The organism is Planktothrix pseudagardhii (assembly GCF_904830925.1).
Taxonomy (GTDB): Bacteria; Cyanobacteriota; Cyanobacteriia; order Cyanobacteriales; family Microcoleaceae; genus Planktothrix; species Planktothrix tepida.
The window spans coordinates 5,550,243-5,569,136 of the sequence record NZ_LR882967.1 but is presented as its reverse complement, the minus strand read 5'-3'; the positions used below and the strand labels follow the sequence as shown (position 1 = coordinate 5,569,136).

13 protein-coding genes are annotated in these 18,894 nt (G+C 37.7%); 3 read left to right on the top strand and 10 right to left on the bottom strand.

Features of this window, described 5'->3' with window-relative positions; all coding sequences use genetic code 11:
* Nucleotides 1-81 precede the first annotated feature (81 nt).
* The 4 genes from NMK36_RS24095 to NMK36_RS24080 all read right to left on the bottom strand — a co-directional run bounded on the left by NMK36_RS24095 (nt 82) and on the right by NMK36_RS24080 (nt 8,869).
* On the bottom strand, nt 82-1,767 hold the full coding sequence (locus tag NMK36_RS24095; RefSeq protein WP_254174810.1) for an alpha/beta hydrolase: 1,686 nt from the start codon (nt 1,765-1,767) through the stop codon (nt 82-84).
* A 59-nt stretch (nt 1,768-1,826) separates the two neighbouring features.
* Complete coding sequence (locus NMK36_RS24090) at nt 1,827-3,479, bottom strand: alpha/beta hydrolase (protein WP_072718125.1); 1,653 nt, start codon at nt 3,477-3,479, stop codon at nt 1,827-1,829.
* A gap of 52 nt (nt 3,480-3,531) precedes the next feature.
* Nucleotides 3,532-5,277: an alpha/beta hydrolase gene (locus tag NMK36_RS24085; RefSeq protein ID WP_254174809.1), complete on the bottom strand. Its 1,746-nt coding sequence runs from the start codon at nt 5,275-5,277 to the stop codon at nt 3,532-3,534.
* Nucleotides 5,278-5,545: 268 nt separating this feature from the next.
* The gene (locus tag NMK36_RS24080; protein ID WP_072718126.1) at nt 5,546-8,869 is read right to left on the bottom strand and encodes an ATP-binding response regulator; all 3,324 of its coding nucleotides are present in this window, start codon (nt 8,867-8,869) and stop codon (nt 5,546-5,548) included.
* A 548-nt stretch (nt 8,870-9,417) separates the two neighbouring features.
* Here NMK36_RS24080 and NMK36_RS24075 point away from each other — a divergent pair.
* Nucleotides 9,418-11,094, top strand: a complete 1,677-nt coding sequence (locus NMK36_RS24075; RefSeq protein ID WP_072718127.1) for an ABC transporter substrate-binding protein — start codon at nt 9,418-9,420, stop codon at nt 11,092-11,094.
* A 68-nt stretch (nt 11,095-11,162) separates the two neighbouring features.
* Nucleotides 11,163-11,531: an META domain-containing protein gene (locus NMK36_RS24070; protein ID WP_186440302.1), complete on the top strand. Its 369-nt coding sequence runs from the start codon at nt 11,163-11,165 to the stop codon at nt 11,529-11,531.
* A 66-nt stretch (nt 11,532-11,597) separates the two neighbouring features.
* On the opposite strand, the gene NMK36_RS24065 is transcribed toward NMK36_RS24070, so the two are convergent.
* From NMK36_RS24065 to NMK36_RS24050, 4 genes are all read right to left on the bottom strand, one after another.
* The gene (locus tag NMK36_RS24065) at nt 11,598-12,356 is read right to left on the bottom strand and encodes a Rho termination factor N-terminal domain-containing protein (RefSeq protein WP_254174808.1); all 759 of its coding nucleotides are present in this window, start codon (nt 12,354-12,356) and stop codon (nt 11,598-11,600) included.
* A 5-nt stretch (nt 12,357-12,361) separates the two neighbouring features.
* Nucleotides 12,362-13,864, bottom strand: a complete 1,503-nt coding sequence (locus NMK36_RS24060; protein ID WP_072718130.1) for an AAA family ATPase — start codon at nt 13,862-13,864, stop codon at nt 12,362-12,364.
* 236 nt (nt 13,865-14,100) lie between these two features.
* Entirely contained in the window at nt 14,101-15,147 is a 1,047-nt protein-coding gene (locus NMK36_RS24055) for a fatty acid desaturase (RefSeq protein WP_072718131.1), read from the bottom strand.
* A 324-nt stretch (nt 15,148-15,471) separates the two neighbouring features.
* Nucleotides 15,472-15,711: a hypothetical protein gene (locus NMK36_RS24050; protein WP_139294990.1), complete on the bottom strand. Its 240-nt coding sequence runs from the start codon at nt 15,709-15,711 to the stop codon at nt 15,472-15,474.
* A 279-nt stretch (nt 15,712-15,990) separates the two neighbouring features.
* Between NMK36_RS24050 and thrC the strand changes: the two genes are divergently transcribed.
* Complete coding sequence (gene thrC / locus NMK36_RS24045; protein ID WP_254174807.1) at nt 15,991-17,082, top strand: threonine synthase; 1,092 nt, start codon at nt 15,991-15,993, stop codon at nt 17,080-17,082.
* Between the two features lie 52 nt (nt 17,083-17,134).
* On the opposite strand, the gene NMK36_RS24040 is transcribed toward thrC, so the two are convergent.
* Both NMK36_RS24040 and NMK36_RS24035 read right to left on the bottom strand, forming a co-directional pair.
* Nucleotides 17,135-18,064 carry a DUF3037 domain-containing protein gene (locus NMK36_RS24040; protein WP_072718133.1) on the bottom strand — a complete coding sequence of 310 codons (930 nt, stop codon included), beginning with the start codon at nt 18,062-18,064 and terminating at the stop codon, nt 17,135-17,137.
* 31 nt (nt 18,065-18,095) lie between these two features.
* Nucleotides 18,096-18,890 carry a HipA family kinase gene (locus tag NMK36_RS24035; RefSeq protein WP_254174806.1) on the bottom strand — a complete coding sequence of 265 codons (795 nt, stop codon included), beginning with the start codon at nt 18,888-18,890 and terminating at the stop codon, nt 18,096-18,098.
* Between the last annotated feature and the right edge of the window lie 4 nt (nt 18,891-18,894).

Sequence of the window (18,894 nt, the reverse complement as noted above, 5' to 3'; positions counted from 1 at the left end):
TTCCCTTTATAAAACAGCCAAAGTATTACCTTTGTTTCCTTTTGAGGGAGCAGAGGTAATACTTTTCCCTATCAACCCCAATTAACGATGTTTATTAATGGCTGATTCAATATCCTCTTGGGTTAAAGAATTAACAATAGTTAAACTAAAAGGAGAAGTTTCTCCTCTCTGGATATAACCCGCATTCAAATAAGGTAAATATTCGGTTTGATTGCGAATATAACGATTAAAAAATACCAAACTAATTGCTTTCAAATAAGGAAAAGCTAATTCAGGTTCTGGGCCTATTAATTGAGGAGGAACCGGAAGAACGGATTTTTCTCCAGGTTCTAAGAAGGAAAAATGGGTTCCTCGCTCTAATAACATCAAGTATTTATTTGGACTGGTTAACCAAGAAAAGGGATAAATTTGTTCAGGTACTGCGGGAGCGATATAATCATCACTACCCCCAATCATTAAGATCGGAATTTTGATTTGACTCATCCCTTCTTGACCAAAAACAACACTTGTAATGGGATTAATGGCAATAATTGCTTTTACTCGTTCATCTTTAAGATTTTGACCTTCATTGGCAACGGAACTAGCTTGACATTGCAGTAATATCGAAATATTTAAGGTGAGTTGTCGGTTAACAGACTCTGCACACTCTTGATTAATTTTACGGGTATTAAATCCTGCACCCCCTACCGCTAAAGCCGTATAACCGCCGTAAGATTGACCTAAAACACCGACATTATTTAACAGTAAAGGACTGGGAAATTCAGAATTTTTAGCTTTTTGTTCTAAAAGATTGAGAACAGAAGTAATATCTAAGGGACGATTAATAAAGACTTCTGGGCCAGGAGGAGGAGCATTCCCGGCTAAGAAATTAGCCAACCCATTTGCACTGGTTTCTAAATGTTCAGGAACTGCAACAAAATACCCATGAGAAGCTAAATGTTCGGCTAAATATTTAAACGTAGTTCGGTCGGAACCCAAACCATGAGAAATCACAATTACCGGAGTCGGAGTAGAAACTTGAGGGATATAAATATCAACCGGAGAAGAAATATTTCGTTGAGTATGTTCATAAGTAAAGGTTTCTTTTTTCCATTGAATTGTACCCGGCTCTTTCAATTGAGTGGGTGGATTATTAATAGCAGGATTATCGGTTTGTGTTTTCGCCTGTTGGTTAATCCAATTCATGACAGATTTATCTTCATAAATAACTTGAGATAAATCTCGAATGGCTTCTACAGCAAAGTTAACATCAATTCCTAGGGTTTGACCCGGAAATTTTTGTAAAACGCCCAGTAAAGTCAAACCTCCGGGTAGTTGAGAAGCTTGATTAATTGCCGTTTTTAGAGCCGTTACACCATTTTCACCGTTATCTGTTTGGATAAAATTCCCAAAGCGAGTTAACATTGTTATACCCATGGTCGTGTTATTAAATTGTTCAATACTCCAAGGGCTGGCGGTCATCGGAGTCAATAAAAGTTGACGCAGTTTTTCAGCATCTTCAACCTTCAAAACTTTGCCATAAATTGATAAAACGGGGGAAACATCTCCTGTTTTTGCAAAAGTTTCTAAGTCTTTAACAGAAATAAAAGCCGTACCAATATTATACCGGATAGCAATTGTTTCAGCCGCAACTGCTGAACTGGTTATAGCACTCAAACCAGATATTATTCCTAATGAAAATTTTAAAAGTTGGAAGTAAAAAAAGCCAATAGTTTTCTTGTTTTGAGTGTATTGTCTATTATTCTCTTGTTTAATCGGTGATTTCATGGGGTATTAGAATAAAACGAATAACCTGATATTATCATTAAAGTTTTAATTTGGTAAAGTTATTCCGAGGTAACACCATTAATTGCATTGGTTAATTGGTTAGGTGTTAAAGATTGAATTAAACTGACCGGATAAAGGGGATCACTAATGGTTTGAGTATAAGCGGCGTTCAGATAGGGTTTGTATTGAGAATTTTGGCTAAGGTAGGTTTGAAAAAATGCTGTACTTAAAGCTTTAATATAAGAGCGAATAATTTCTGATGTCGGAATAATTATGCTTGAATTTCCTAATACTTCCGATGCGTTTTCAGAAGTAATATCATAAAAATGAGTGGCATGATTTTGCAAGACTAAATATTTATTAGAAGTGGTTAACCAAGTAAAAGCATTTAACTGTTCTAACAACGCTGGAGCTAAAAAATCTTCGGTACTTGCTGTGATGAAAACTGGAATTTTAATTCGACTTAAACCCGATTTTCCTAAAATACTACTATTCACCGGATTTAATATAAAAATAGCTTTGACTCTGGGATCTTGTAGCATATAATTTTCCGGCCGAAGTTCCAACGCTCGACACTGAAGAAATAGGGAAGGATTTAAGGGAATATTCGGTTGTTGACAGTCGGTTTTAAGCTGGGTAAAATCAAGGGTTGCTCCTGCTAATGTTAAGGCTGTATATCCTCCTAATGAATGACCAATAACCCCTACATTTTGTAAATTTAATTGCTGATTAAACTTAGTGGAATTAAGTTTTTCAAGTTGGTTGAGTAATTCAGTAATATCTCTAGGTCGATCCAGAAATTGTTCAGGTTCAAATAAGTCTTTTGCGTCTCCATTGAGTAAGGATTGAAATTGCTGATAATCACTTCCTGGATGTTGAGGAACAGCGACTACAAAACCATAGGAAGTGAGATGTTTAGCTAAATTTTCAAATCGTGAGCGATCAGAGGCTAATCCATGAGAGATAACAATCACAGGATAAGATAATGTCTGTGAATTTTGCCCCTCTGGAGAAATAGGTTTCGGAAGATAAATATCTACTTCAAAGCGACGATTATTGTGAGAATTATTGACCGTTAGGGTTTGTTTTGTAGACGTATAAAGTTTTCCTAAAATTCGCAAGTCTGGCATCTTACTAAAATTTGTAATCGTTGCTTTCTGGGCTTCTATTTCTGATAACACTGCTAACGATTGTGTGACCGCATGAGTTTGTCGAATAAATGCAAAAACTTTGGTTAATGTTTTTAAGGCGAGTTCCACATTCAAGCGAATTTCTGGACTGGGAAATTGACGCATAACTTCTAATACTGTAAACCCATTGGGTGCATTTGCGACATCAATTAAACTGGCACGAATGGCATCGGCTCCATTTTGTTCAGATTGAGTTTTAATGATGTTTCCAACATGAATTAAAAAAGCTACCAGTAAGGGTGAATTAACAAATTGTTCAATTGAAATATCGGGAGGTGTGTAACGGGTTTGCAAAAATTGTCTTAAACTTTGTTGTTGTTCAGGACTTAATAATCCTAGATAATTAGCCAAAGGTTCTTGAGGGTTAATTTTACCTTGATTAACATAATTTTCTAAAGAATCTAGGGAAATAGAAATCGTTGTTTTTCCCAAGGGGACAATAATAAATTCTGCGGCAACTGCGGGTAGAGTTGCAAACAGGATAGATACACTTGTTAATACAAAAGATACAAACCATTGCATCGTTTTCTTTTCCTTTTAGGCAACAGAGGGGTTCAATGTTTAAAATTCTAGTTTAATTATTCTGAGAATCAGATGGATTTTTAACGTGTTTTACCGCTTGAAAAAATTGGTCTAGGGAGAGAGAATGGACTAAACTCAGGGGATAAGCCGTTTCACTAATTGTTTTAGCATAGGTGGCTTTTAAATAGGGACGATAGGTTGAATCTTGATTGATATACACTTCAAAGAAAGCCAGACTAAAAGCCCGAATATAATCATTAACAGGTTCGGGAACTGGAGCTACAATTTCTTTTAAAGAGGCACTCATACTTTGATTCATTGCGGTTAAATTTAGATTAATATGGCGATCGCCTTCTGCTAAGAGTAAATATTTATCGGGTGTTGTTAACCAAGTATAGGAGCGAACTTGTTCCCAAGCCACAGGAGCGATATTATCTTTACCACTGGTTTTCCAGAATACCGGAATCTGAATTTTGCTTAAACTTTGTTGCCCAAAAATGCTACTATTAATCGGATTCATCAAAAAAATTGCTTGAACCCGTTCATCTCTCAAATTATAGTCTTTTTGAGGTATTTCTAAGGCTCGACATTGAAAAATTTGGGCGAGATTAACAGAATTAAATGCCGAGTTACAGTCTTGTTTTAAGTGATTAAAATCAATTTCTGCTCCCCCTAAAGCTAAGGCTGTATAAGCGCCAAAAGAATGCCCTGCAACGCCAACTTGTTTCAGGTTCAGTTGACCGTTAAATTCCGTTGTATTCAAGCGTTCTAATTCATCTATTAAAAACTGAATATCTAGGGGTCGGTCAATAAATTCACTCACTTTGAACCCATCGGATGCGTGACCCGATAACCAAGCTTGAAGTTGATTGGTATCACTTCCCGGATGTTGAGGGAGAGCAACGACAAATCCATAAGATGCTAAATGTTCGCCTAAATAGGCATAATTTTTTCGATTTGCAGCTAATCCATGAGAAATGATAATCACAGGAATTGCGTTAGGTTTTCCGCGTTTGACGGTATTTAAGGGTCTGGGAATATAAAGATCGACAATCAATTCTCGATGACGTTTGGAGTCTGTTAAGGTTAGGGTTTTGGAGGTAACATCAAAGTCTCCAGTTTGCTTTAAATCAGGTTTTTTACTAAAATCTGAAGCCGGGGATAAGGCTGATTCTTCTAAGGATAATTTAACAATTTCTGTAATAATAGAATTAGTTTCTTGTACCAGAATATTGACTTGTTCTCGGAGTTGAAAAATCTTGTGGATATTTAATTGAATTTCTGCTGCTGGAAATTGACGTAAAATATTGAGTAAGGTGATGCCTTCAGGATCTTGATTAGCTCTCATTAATGCTATTTTAAGCGCTTCCGACCCATTTTTAAGCGTTGATAAATTGTGCGAATCGGTTTCGGATTGAATAATATCTCCCAGTTTATTCAGAAATAATGCTCCTGTGGGGGAATTTAAAAATTGAGAAATTATTATAGGATCTAATTGATGCTGATCTAATAATACTGTTTTAAACTGATTTTGATCAGTTTGATTTAATAACAATAAAAAGCTTTTTAATTCTGGATCAATTGTTCCTGATTGAGCATAGTTTTCTAACGCTTGTACGGATACAGAAATTTTAGCTTGTCCTAGGGCTAAAGATACATTTTCGGCTGCTTGTACGGGAACAGCAGAAAAAGCCAGGGCGAAAAGTCCACCCAGTAGAGACACAATTCTTCGCCGATTTAACGATAGATTTAATGTTAAGCTAGATGGGGCTGTAATCGCCAGTTTATGTTGATTCATAATTGGGTTAATTGCCTCTAAATATCAGTTACAATGTTCTTAGAAATCCTATCTAAATGCACCCTAATCATTTCATAACCATCTTAACAGATAAGGAAGTCATTGATCAGAGCCTTATTAAAAGGTCACATCATACCCTACTCCTGAGATCTGATTCAATTTTCCCCTTTTGGTTCCTAACTCCGGTCAAAAACCCAATACCATTAAATTTGGCCCTGATTCTCACTCCTTACTTCAGTCTTTTAAGCTTTATCTTCCTGATGGATTTTCAAGGTTGTAAGTGAGTTAATAGGGTTTTCATTTCTTCTAATAGAGACTCAACTGATAGATTAAAGGGTAAGACTTTTAGGGGAAAACTAGAGCTAAAGCGTTGTAAATGAACCATCATTTCTTCCCAGGAATAATTTGGGATTTCGACGGAAGATGAAGATTTAGTTTTACGTTTTTTGTCGAGGGATTTACCTTTGACTTTAACATCAGATTGTGCTAAAATTAATACAGGAATCTTAGCTTCCATTTTTTCTAAAATCGAGAGAGCTTCAACTAAATTAGAAAAAGATTGTTGTCGAAAACAAATCAACATTAAATCTAAGCTTTTACATTGAATTTTCTGAAGAATTTCTTCCCAGCCTTTGCCCATAATGCTCCGAAATCCAGCAATTTCAATATATTGAACTAAGGCTTGCTCAATTTTAATATTAGCATTATTGGGAGCATCTAAACAATCAGAATTAACCGTTGAATGTCGAACTGAGGTGGAAGATTTAGGGTTTAATATGGCTTTTGAAGGATGATCTTTAGTGTCTACAGGATGACTTAATTGCTGTTGCGGTAAAACGGAAGAATCGACCACTAAAATACTCGGTTTCCAACTTAAACGGGTCGCAATTTGGATCACTTCTAATAAAGCAGAACCCATAGCCAGAGAAAAAGATTGAAGACTCATCCCATCATCTGAGGGACTCGCTAAACAGGGAAAAATTGATAAATTTTTAACTTGATTTGCAACTTGAGTCGTTACAGGGTCTAAAGTCACAATGGGTAAATGGGCTAAACTTTCTTGTTGACTAATTTCTGTTAACAAATATAATGGATTTTTAACAGACCCATCTCGTTCTAAAACGATAATATTAGGATGCCAAATTCGAGCAATGAGAGCAGCTTGATTAATATCATCGGCTTCTAAAATACGACACTGGGAGAACTGCGATAAAAATAAAGCAGAATGATAAATTGAGTTAGGCTTGTCTAGGGTATTTATTGGAGTTAAGTGATGTTGATCTCCTGATAAACTTAACCAGAGAATCATTAACTGTTGAGGCTCGGAAGATGAAACCTCTGGAAGCAATTCTACTAAGATTTTTTCTAATTCTGCTCCTTGAACAGGAAGACTCAAAAAGCCATCACAATGATTCGCGGTGGCTCGTTGTTTATCCCCTAATGTTGCTGTGACAATGACGGGAATTTTATGGGTTTGTACATCAGTTTTTAATAAAGTTAAAACATCCCAACCGGACAATAAAGGAATTAAAGGATTAAGTAAAATAATCCTCGGTTGGAGGCGACGGGCTTTTTCAACGGCTTCTGTTCCTGAACGAGCAATTACGACCCGATATCCTAAATGGGTGAGTTGTTCATTCAAGGTTTGAATAAAGTGGGGAACCGTTTCAACCACTAAAACTAAACGAGATTGTTGAGGAGAGGAAGAACGAGAAGACGGTAAAAATTCGGGTTCCTCTGAGGAACTATGATTCCCTAATTCCCAATTACATCGAGGGGGACTCGGCGGTAATAACAAAGTAAATTGACTGCCTTTATTGGGTTTAGAAATAAAGCTGACATCTCCCCCATGTAATCGCGCTAACCGTTGGGTTAAAACCAACCCTAATCCTGTCCCTTCAAATTTCCGGGTTAGAGGACTTTCAAGTTGTTGAAATTTCTGAAAAATCAGATGTTGTTTATCTTCAGGAATGCCAATTCCTTTATCCCAAACGGTAAAAGCAATCCAATTTTCCCAACGACTAACTTGTAGACCAAATTCGCTCCCATCGGGAGTAAATTTGAGGGCATTACATAATAAATTGACTAACATTTGTCGCAAGCGTAATTCATCAGCGACTAAGGTTTCTAAACCGGGTTTAATCTCTAAGGTAAATCGACTTTTCAGTTGTTCTAAAATTTCCGCTTGTAGTTTAATATCGGATTTATCTTGACTTTGGTATTGTTGCAAAGTCATTTCAAAAGCGCGTTCACAAACTGCCTGAATTTGTAAAGGTTCTGGGACTAATTCGAGTTGTCCCGTTTCCATACGAGTTAAATCCAAAATATCGTTCACGACTAACATTAGATGACGACCGCTTTTATGAATCAGTTGAGCATAACGCGCTTGTTTTTCGTTGAGTTCTCCTAATGCTTGATCTTTTAATAAACTCGATAGACCTAAAACCGCAGTCAGGGGAGTTTTAAGCTCATGACTAATACAGGCCATAAACTCATCTTTGAGGCGATTAAGTTGAATTAAATCAGTATTTTTTGCCGTTAGTTCTTGGGCGACTCGATGCTGTTCTGTAATATCTTGAGCTAAGACTAACCAGAGGTCATTGGCTTTATTTCCTAAACATAACGTCATCTCCCATTCCGGGTTTAAATGTTGGCGAGTAAATTGCCAAACTCGTTCTTGATTGTGGGCGATGGGACAAATACAAATATAAGTATCCGGTTGGCTACCCAATTGACACCAACTCGGCATTTGTAAGGTGGGTGAATTCGAGGTTAAAGGTTGAGAAACATTCGTTAAATGACGGCTTGGAAATCCAGAATCGATTGAGGATTCTAAGGAGGAAGTTGGGTATTTTTCAGTGGGGGAAAATGTTTCACTGGCTTCTGACCAACGGGTTACTGATTCAGCGACTTCTTGCAAAACCTCTGAACCTCGACCAATTAGGGATCGCCATGCTAAATTTTGATTAACAATGGTGCCATCATCACTTTGAATCATTAAGGGAATGGGCAGTTCATCTAAAAACTGAATTAAATGCTGAGATACGCTAAAATTTCCCGTCGCTAACACATCTAACTGTTGATGAGGTTCTGAATTGAAGTCTAAAGTAGGGGAAGGTCGAGGTTGTTGAATCTGAGTAAAGCGTTGAGAATATTGGGCTAAATATCGTAAGACTTGCAAACTATTAATTAATCCAATAAACTCTCCTCTGTGATTAATTAAAGCCGGGGATACGGTTTGAGGGAGGCTATTTTCTAGTACCGGATGGGAACTTTGATATTGTAAATATAGCCAAAAGTCTTCTAAGCTTAAATGGGAGGGAACGCCAATAATCGGTTCGAGAATAGTAGACAAAACCTCATTGAGAAAGGGTTGTTCAGGGTCGGGGGAAGTCGGGAAGGTGGTGTTGAGGAGATAGGGAAGAAACCGATGTAGGGAAATTAGACCTAAAGGATAATGTTCAGAATTGATAATCACAACTTGTTCCGAGTTCCCCTGAGAAAAAATAAACCGCAATGCTTCTAAGGGCGAATCATGGCGACAAACAGGAACCACCTGCATAAAGGTTTGGAGGTCAGCTTGGGGAGACATAAAATGTAAATCCTCCAGATGAGATAATCATCTACTTAAAGCAGACAAGTGGTAAAGTGTGCGTGTCAACTCCCTATAGGAATAAAATAAATCCCTAAACAGTCTGTTAATCGTACCTTTGATATTTCTATTGTGATAGATCAGGGTTAAGTTTGCCAAAATTTAACGATTTCCTAAACAAGCTTAAAGAAATTAAAAGTTTCTCAACCTTATCTAGGGTAACTTTAATAAAATATTGAACCCCAGCCATTTACCCCTATTTTCCCATTGGTTTCGTTGCCTAAACAGTCACAACCGTTGATCTGGGGTATACAATATTCTATCCTCTCGAACACCTATTCCCTAATATTATAACTCTATAATGGATACCTGCTAGTTTTTACGGCTGTCTAATTGGAGTTGCAATATTATTTTACATTTACAAAAAACAAGGATAAGATCAGTATTTATCCTAAAAAAAAGAAGATTAATTCTTTTCTCTAAGTTGATTAAATGGCTATCAAATGCTATAATCTGTAATTAAAATTTATTTTTAATATTTTCAGTTTATGGTGAAATCTAAAATACCCCAGTGGAATCGATTTCAAAATATACATCCGTCTTCCCGAAAATTTTTACTGCAATGGGTCAGTTTATTTTGCTTTTGTTGTCTAATTATTATTAGTTGTACTCCCCATCAAACGAGTCATCAATCTGCTTCTACTTCAGCCAATAACGGACGAATTACGATTGGAACCACCTTAAAAGCTCGAACCTTAGATCCCGCAGATGCCTATGAACTGATGTCAGGAAATATCTTGTATAATTTAGGCGATCGCCTTTATGATTATGAACTAGGAACCAATCAACTGGTTCCTAAGTTAGCCACCGCTTTACCGACGGTGAGTTCCGATGGATTAACCTATACGATTCCCCTGCGAGAAGGCGTTACCTTTCATGATGGAACTGCCTTTAATGCCGCAGCCATGGAATTTTCAATCAAACGATTTATTCAAAATGCAGGTTCTCCCTCTTCCTTATTATCTGATGCCATTGATACCGTTCAAGCAACGGGAGACTATGAATTAACCATTAAACTCAAACAACCTTTTTCTGCCTTTCCTTCCCTTTTAGCCTTTTCAGGAATTACAGCCGTTTCTCCTCAATTTTATGAAATTGGAGAAGGTAAATTTAAACCCAATGAATTTGTTGGAACGGGGCCTTATAAATTAAAATCTTCAGAAATTGATGTCATTCGCTTAGATGCCTTTGAAAACTATTGGGGAGAAAAACCTGCCAATAGCGGAATTGATATTCAACGATTTTCGAGCGCCTCTAATTTATTTAATGCCTTTCGCAGTGGTGCTGTTGATATTGCCTATTTATCCTTAAATGCCGACCAAATTTCGAGCTTAAAACAAGAAGCAGAAAAAGGCAATTGGCAAATGATAGCAGCCAATGGCAATAACATTAGTTATCTGATGATGAACGTTAAATCAGAGCCTTTAAATCGTAAAGAAGTCAGACAAGCCATCGCTGCTTTAATTAATCGTTCCGTGCTTAATGAACGGGTATTACAAAATCAAGGAGAACTACTATATAGTTTAATTCCCACCACCTTTACCGATTATCAACCTAGCTTTAATTTACAATACGGTGATGGCAATATTGAAAAAGCGAAACAACTCTTAACTCAAGCCGGATATACCCCAGAAAATCCAGCAATTGTTGAACTTTGGTATGCGTCTAATTCCTCTAATAAAGGGTTTTTAGGATTAACGTTAAAAGCCTTAGCAGACCGAGATTTAGGCGGGTTACTCGATTTACAACTCAATAGTGTAGAATCAACCACAGCCTTTAAATATTTAGAGGAGGGAATTTATCCAACTTTTGTTTTAGATTGGTATGCCGATTTCCTTGATGCCGATAACTATATTCAACCGTTTTTAGACTGTAGTAAAGGTTCAGCAGAAACCGGATGCGAAAAAGGAGCGAGTCAATATCAGGGTTCTTTTTATTATAGCGATCGCATGAATCAATTGATCGCCCAAGAACGTCAAGAACAAAATCCCCAAACTCGCAAAGCGATTTTTGATGAAATTCAAAAACTCCTAGCTGAAGATGTTCCCTATGTACCCCTTTGGCAAGATAAAACCTTTATTTTTGCTAAAAATGGTCTTGAAAACATCCGTTTACAACTCACTCAACAAGTCCCCTTCTGGACAATTAAAAACTCAAATTCCTAACGATGAAAAAACGACTTCTATCCCTATCCATTGCCACTCTATCCCTTTTATCAATAATCAATCTAGCTATGGCTTCTGACTCCTTAGTAGGAACTAATTGGAAATTACTCTCCTGGGGAACTGAAAAATCCCCCCAAACCCCGTTAAAAGAAACGGAAATCAGCTTACAATTCCAAGAGGATCAAATTAGTGGTTCATCCGGTTGTAACCGTTATTTCGCATCCTACACCCTGAAGGATGATCAATTAAAATTTGGTGTAGCTGGGAGAACTCAAATGGCTTGTCCTGAAGAAATTATGAAGCAAGAAGATCAATTTCTCTCGGCTTTACAATCCTCAAAAACATTTACCCTTAATTCTGAAGGTCAACTGCAAATTACCTATAAAACCGATCAAGAATCTGGGGTAATGATATTTACACCCAATCAACCTGAATAACCCGTAGTGAGTCCTTCAGGACTCAAATATAGAGAGTCCTAAAGGACTCACTACTTTTTATGGAAATTAATGTTGAGATATAATAGCGATTAGTTCAGGTTTATTCATCTTTGAATATCCTTTTATCTTTCGTTTTCTCGCAATTTCTTTGAGTTTAAGCACAGTCATATCACTATATTTTGGATCTCTATGAGTAGACTTGACAGTTAATTTTTCAACTAACTGAGTCAACTTATCAACAATAGCCGTTAAATGATTAACAGTATTTTCAAGCTGTTGTAATCGATTGTTAATTTGTGTATTTTCAGAAGATATCATTTGAGATAAGGTTTTAAATTTAGCCTGAGTTTCTTCGTGATCTCGTTTATGTAATTCCATCCATTTCGACAGCTGTTGTGTTAATTGTACTTCTAATAGTTGTTCATCTTGTCTGATAATGTCTGGAGTTATAGCTTGAATAGAACCACCGCCAAGCAATTGTTCCAATTCGGTTTTCATGGTTATTGCTTGTTCATCTGTTAAATCAAAAACCCAAACCCAAAGACGCTCAATTTCTAATTCTTGAGCGACAATACACCAATCTGCACCATAAACAATTTCATATTCTTTTTCTTCATCATAAGCTTGGGTTCGTCGCACCACTAAAGACACTAAATTACTTTCATGTTCCCTCAATGTTCGTGCTAAAAGTTCTCGTCTTTCCAATAGAATATCTATTGTTTCTGCATTCGGTATTGCAATTTGAAACGTATAGATTTGACCATGAGTAAGGGGTTGAATTCCTAAATAAGAACCAATTTGAACCCGACGATCTGATAAACTCATCGATTTTAATTCCCAATTTTAGAAACTTTAACTAAGTGTTGAGCCAAGTCCAGATAACGTTCACTTGCTTTTTGTGCAGTTTCCTTTTCTTGAAACGTTAGTTGATCATCAAATTCAGAAGAAAAAATCGGGTATCCTTTATCAGGACAGTTAGAAACAATATTCAGCCGAGGAACCCAAGTATGTTCTGGAAATAAATCAATGGTATCTTGTTCTCCGACTTTATCTAATATCTCAAAAATACGACTTCTCATCGACAGATTAAAACTAGAAGAACGTTGATCATACATACTCACAACAATTCCTAAAATTGGTAACGCTTCCTCTTTATATTCTCCGATTTTACGAGCTTGTTCAATCACATATTCTAAGGCTCTAACCGGATAAGGAGATAATTGTGTGGGGATTAAAATGCCTGAAGAAGCCATTAAAGAAATCCCATTAACTTTACTAAAAGACGGAGGCGGATCAATTAAAACAAAATCATAATGATGATTTTTAAGCTTTTTAGCTAAAACTCTATCAATATCAACAATTCTCACTAAATCCGGTTCCATATTACTTAATCGAATATGGGAGGGAACTAAATGTAACTTCAGATTTCCCCATTGTTTTTCAATCACTGTATCCTCTAGTTTGACTCTCGGATCAATTAATAAATGGGTAATATCTTTTTTTCCTTGATTTTCAATATCCTCTAAGGGGTCAATTCCTAAACCTGTTGTTAAGTTAGCTTGAGCATCGATATCAATTAAAAGCACGTTATAACCTAAATGATTTAAGGCGGCTCCTAAATTAATTGTCATCGTGGTTTTACCCACTCCACCCTTATTATTAAAAACAGTAATGATCATCGATTTATTCTCCTGATTAGAATTAGTAATAAATTTGGATTCTGGCTGCTCCAAATTCTCTCCTGATAATTTAGGAGGTTCGGAATTAGGCTTTTTACGCCGATTAAATAATCCTAACATAGTGGGATTTTGGAATGAATTGGCAATCGCCCTTAAAAACCGAGTATGAACTTTTTGTTGACTTTTATGTAACGCTTGACTAAATTTTAATCCTATTTTTTTACCCAATAATTTACGCACGAGTTGAAAATCTTGAATCAGTTGGGATTGAGAATAGGTTAAAATTGTATGAATATCTCCACTATAATTATAGAGAATTCTAAATTCATAGCCATTGGTTAATAATCCCAAAATAGCTCCTGACTTTCTCATATAATCATGAATTTGCCAACTCGAATAAACAATTTTTTTCTGAGGTGCTTTAACTTCAATGATTAAATAGGGGGGATGAGGTGCAACGGCATCATGGGGGTGAACACAAAAATCAACTCTAACTTTATGAATAACAATTTGTTCCTGCCAGTCCTTGTCATTATAGCCTAAATTTTTCAATAGAGGGATAATAATATTTTGCTCAATATCCGATTCATTACTGGTCGGTGTAATTGATGTAAACCCCTGAGCAAGAGAAAGCGTTGAATGGGTTAATGACATGAAGTGAACAGATGCACTTTTTTCTGATAATACCTATCTAATTTACAAAAAACATCCGTTAAATTACTGATTTTAGTAAATTTAATATAACCGATGATTCTTCTCTAATACGGATTAATGATCAAAATCGTAGTGAGTCCTTCAGGACTCTAATAGAGGCGTGAACGCCTCACGACTAAAAAACCCTCTGCCATGAGCGCGAGGGTGTAAGACATTAATTAAGATGGGAATTTTAATTAATTCTGGTATTCCTTAAAGGAAAGATACGCATTCTCAGCATCATATAAATGGCATTGATCCACAATATGAGTCATTAAAGACCAGGAAAAATCAGACTCAGGATAGAGATATTCACCCCAATTATCTTGGATAATTTGATAAGCTTTCCGTAAATTGTAGGAAGGAATAGCCGTGGAAATGTGGTGAGGAACGTGAACATTAATATCGTGACAGAAGAACTCAACCCAAGCCGGATAATTACAGTGAACAGTTCCCGATAATTGAGCTAAAGCTTCATCCCAATCTTGGGGTTCTTTAAACTGAATATCGGGAGCCGTGTGGTGAACGAGAGTGAAGGTACTCATCCAGAAATGGTAAACGAGCCAAGGCATTAACCAGAATTTGACAAAACCCCAAACTCCGATTGTATAAATTAATGTGGGGAATGCGATCGCAGCACATCCTATCACAAATAAAGAAGAAAATTTAACGTCTTCTCGTTCTTTTCCTTCAAATCTGCGCCAATCAAAGTGAAGAATTGCCCAATGCAAAATTGAGGCTAACCACCACAGCCGTCCCCGTGTTAATTTATAAGCAACTTTTACCACTTGGGGCGACGCTTCATAATTTTCGATTGTCCAGGGTTCCCAAGCGTTATCTTCAGTCAGTTTATTGGTATGTTTGTGATGATGATTATGCCCTAAACGCCAACTGTGGAAGGGATAAATTAAGGGAAGAAATGTTAAATGTCCGACTACATCATTCACCCAACGACGGTTAGAAAAAGAACGATGTCCGCAGTCATGACCAATAACGAAAAAACCCGTTAAGGCTGTCCCAGTAAAAATCCAAGCAATGGGGAGTAAAAACCAGGGAGAATAAGCAATAGCCAAATAGCCAACAACAACTAGAACAACACTACTCAAAACAGTCAGCCAAGCTTTTTTGGGATCTTTGAGGAAGACTTCACGAGGTAGAGTCTTTATAATGTCTTTTAAACGTAGATTTGATGTGGAATTAGCAGAAGATGCTAGGGTTTGAGGTTGAACAGATGATAATGTCATAGAGTCTTATAAACGTTTAAATCCCTCAGCACTAAGGGCTAGGGTAAAGCTAAAAGAGCGTGATTTTTTGTCCCCATTGGGCGATGGATAGCTCGATAAATTCCTCAATTTGCCATGAAAAACTTCGCCTGCACTGGAACGGCAGGTAATTCCATCCCTAGAGACTATGGATTAAAATCCTATCAATGGGAATTTAATCCGTTTAAGCTCGACTCCAATAGCAACTTTCTCTCAATAGAGTCCGCCAAAAACTGAGGCGTTTAGCAGTCTTTGCCAAACCCAGCTTGGGATGATCAGCCTGGGGAGTTGAACTTAGGTGCCCCCTCAGCGAGCCTGTGCGGCTGAGGTTGTTTCTTGGCGCTGTTGCTTGATGGTTTGCAATTCCAAGAGCAAGGTTTCAACTTCAGCGTGCAGGTGCAAAAACTTGACTTGCTGGTCAGCGCTGTACAGGTTTTTCATAGCATCAATCGCCAAAGGCTTAGAAAGGACACAACCGGAAGTCCGGTTTTGTGAAGGGGTCTCTAAGGTTTGAGAACGAGATGCAGTCGATGAACGATTGGACATCAGCAGTTGATTTGACATCTAAAAAATGTTTAGCTCAACAAATCTTAACTATATCCTACCCTGAGCGTTTACTTCTATTGAAAAAAACATCAAAATTGATTGGTTTTTTCACGGAATGTAAACGAGAAGGTAAACTAAATAAGGAATACACCCAACGGCTGATCCTGTCAACTGATGTAGTTTATGGATTTAAACCGTTAAGTGGGTTCTTGGTATCATAAATCTGTTAATTTGTCAATCCTTAACCGGATTATTTTTCATTTATTAATTACTACCGAGATGACGTTGACTTTGCCTACAACCCAGTCCTCTTTAAAGTGCTGGCCCGGTCTGATTGAAGCCTACCGCAACTATTTACCTGTTTCTGAAGCAACACCTGTTATTACCCTACAAGAAGGCAACACGCCCTTGATTCCTGTCCCCACCATTGCTGAGAAAATTGGCAAACAGGTGCAGGTCTATGTGAAATATGACGGACTCAACCCCACAGGCAGCTTCAAAGACCGGGGCATGACGATGGCGATTTCCAAAGCCAAAGAGGAAGGCAGCAAAGCCGTTATCTGTGCCAGTACCGGAAATACTTCGGCGGCGGCGGCGGCCTATGCCCGTCGGGCCGGAATGAAAGCCTTTGTGTTGATTCCTGATGGCTATGTGGCGTTAGGGAAATTAGCCCAAGCCTTATTATATGGGGCGGAAGTTTTAGCAATTAAGGGGAATTTTGACCGCGCGTTGAATATTGTCCGGGAGATGGCTGAACATTACCCGATTACCTTAGTCAATTCCGTCAATCCCTATCGTTTAGAAGGTCAAAAAACCGCCGCTTTTGAGGTGGTAGATGCCTTGGGAGATGCCCCCGACTGGTTATGTATTCCAGTGGGAAATGCCGGGAATATTAGTGCCTATTGGATGGGATTTTGTCAATATCATTCTGTTGGGAAATGTTCTCGTTTACCCCAAATGATGGGATTTCAAGCGGCGGGTGCCGCACCGTTAGTATTGGGTCATCCCGTAGAAAACCCGGAAACCTTAGCCACAGCCATTCGGATTGGAAATCCGGCGAGTTGGGATATTGCGGTGGCGGCGAAAGATGCCAGTAAAGGCAGTTTTAGCGGCGTCACCGATGCAGAAATTCTGGATGCTTACCGATTATTAGCGTCTGGGGAAGGGATTTTCTGTGAACCTGCGAGTGCTGCGTCCGTAGCGGGATTATTGAAAGTGAAAGATCAGGTTCCAGAGGGGATTAAAATTGTTTGTGTGTTAACCGGAAATGGATTAAAAGATCCTGATACAGCTATTACTCACAGCAACAATAAATTCAAAGCTGGAATTGAACCGGAAATGGAAGCGGTGGCAAAAGTAATGGGATTTTAATTGATTATTTGTAGAGGCGTTGAATGCAACGTCTCTACTAAGTTATTTACAGTTAAGTTTGATGAACCGATTCAAGAATTTTTTGTTTAATTGGGTTCAATTTCTGTTCTATCCAGTCTGGTACTTGATCTTCTTGTAAAACATCTGCTCCTAAATCTAAGTAATTTGCTGTCGATTGCTCATAGATGTTTTGTCGCTCTAAATAATCGGGAGAATCTTCTTTTGGAGGAAGTGTAATCACAGCTATGGGTAAATCTTGATTGCACTTCTTAACATTTTCAATAGACCAAGAAAGTGCTTGTAAAGAATTTTCTGGTGGATTGATTTCAAATGACAAACCCTGCGCTAATAGATAAGGATTCCCATTCGCAACGGCCACATCAAATTTAAACTTTTCTCGCTTTCCATAAAGTTCATATTTTTGTTTTATTAAAGTTTTAAATTGCTCCTGATTTTCCTGACCTAGCCAGTTTTTGAAAGCTTCTTTGACACTAGAAGTTGCAACTCTAGCAGCCTGTTGTCGATCGCGGAGTTTAGATTTATAAAGTGATGGAATTGAGGAATTTATAGCAATATCTTTATAGCTTTTATCTCTATTAATGAGGGAATTATGAGGATCAACAAGGAAATCTTCAACAATATCGTGGAGTAGTTTATCTACATCAGCTAGAGAAGGATGGGGTTCTGTAAACTGAATACTATTTCTCCACCCTCGCACAATTTCTGTTAATCGCTCGTGTTTAGGAATTTCACTTTCTTCATCTCCTGGAAACATTAACCCACGAGATGCTGTTTCTTTCATTCTTGCAGCAAAGTTTGTTAGAAAGTCAATATTTTCCATCCCGAAATTACGAACACGCTCCCAGTTTGATAAAAACTGTACACGAACTTCCTGATCCGAGAAAGCCACAACACCAATATTAATCCGTTCATTCGCAATCGGATTAGGAACATATTGAATAATACTGTATCTGCTAACCATAGGCTTTGGTGTTATGTCTTGCTTGGATGGGTTAGAGAAGATTAACTAACTGTTGTTGCCTCTTAACTAAGTATTCCACCATCGTAACTCGTTCTTCCATTTTAAGCCCCCATTGCTTAGGAGGTGCTGCAACGGCTTGAATAATCATATCTTCAGAAACTTGATCAAGTTGTTCTAAAGCATTTATGATTTCTGGGGACTCGCGGCTTAAAGAACAGAGTCTGCTTAAACGAGTATCTAACTCAGCAGCCGGAGCTTGACTGAGAGTTTCCTGAGTCCAGTTTGGCCCGCCAGGGAAAAAATGGCCATGATCGACAGAATAAACTCGATTAGGATACTGTTTTTCAAAGAGAAACTGATGATCCTTAGCCAAAACCCAACCATACAATACACACAAACTCGCAAACCGAGGAATATTTTCTGCTGGGTGAGTGCGAAACTTAGTTAAATCCCTGTCATCCTCACAATTTTGGATAAAAAGAGTAGCGTGTGCTGTCCCTGCTGTAAGGTAATTATATCGAGGCTCGCATTCCAAAAGATCAGGAGAAATTTCAACAATTCTAGGACGACCAACTGGTGCACCTAAAGCCATTCCTAGTCGTGCAATAATTTGATCATTGACAATCTGACGACCTGCCTGTTGGCCTTTAATAATATAAGTTTGTTTATCAATACATCGAACAGAGACAGGACAGGCTGAGGTCTTCCAACCCCAACCATCATTAAATCTTTCAACAAGCAGAGGTTCTTCTGGGTGAGTGATAGCAGATTCTAAAGCATCTCTCCATTGTTCTTGTTGTTGCTGGTGGGTTGGTTTACTATTCACAAAT

Excerpts from the sequence above, each read along its gene's own strand:
- NMK36_RS24095 (WP_254174810.1), bottom strand. The coding sequence starts at position 1,767 with ATGAAATCACCGATTAAACAAGAGAATAATAGACAATACACTCAAAAC.
- NMK36_RS24090 (WP_072718125.1), bottom strand. The coding sequence starts at position 3,479 with ATGCAATGGTTTGTATCTTTTGTATTAACAAGTGTATCTATCCTGTTT.
- NMK36_RS24085 (WP_254174809.1), bottom strand. The coding sequence starts at position 5,277 with ATGAATCAACATAAACTGGCGATTACAGCCCCATCTAGCTTAACATTA.
- NMK36_RS24080 (WP_072718126.1), bottom strand. The coding sequence starts at position 8,869 with ATGTCTCCCCAAGCTGACCTCCAAACCTTTATGCAGGTGGTTCCTGTT.
- NMK36_RS24075 (WP_072718127.1), top strand. The coding sequence starts at position 9,418 with ATGGTGAAATCTAAAATACCCCAGTGGAATCGATTTCAAAATATACAT.
- NMK36_RS24070 (WP_186440302.1), top strand. The coding sequence starts at position 11,163 with ATGGCTTCTGACTCCTTAGTAGGAACTAATTGGAAATTACTCTCCTGG.
- NMK36_RS24065 (WP_254174808.1), bottom strand. The coding sequence starts at position 12,356 with ATGAGTTTATCAGATCGTCGGGTTCAAATTGGTTCTTATTTAGGAATT.
- NMK36_RS24060 (WP_072718130.1), bottom strand. The coding sequence starts at position 13,864 with ATGTCATTAACCCATTCAACGCTTTCTCTTGCTCAGGGGTTTACATCA.
- NMK36_RS24055 (WP_072718131.1), bottom strand. The coding sequence starts at position 15,147 with ATGACATTATCATCTGTTCAACCTCAAACCCTAGCATCTTCTGCTAAT.
- NMK36_RS24050 (WP_139294990.1), bottom strand. The coding sequence starts at position 15,711 with ATGTCCAATCGTTCATCGACTGCATCTCGTTCTCAAACCTTAGAGACC.
- thrC (WP_254174807.1), top strand. The coding sequence starts at position 15,991 with ATGACGTTGACTTTGCCTACAACCCAGTCCTCTTTAAAGTGCTGGCCC.
- NMK36_RS24040 (WP_072718133.1), bottom strand. The coding sequence starts at position 18,064 with ATGGTTAGCAGATACAGTATTATTCAATATGTTCCTAATCCGATTGCG.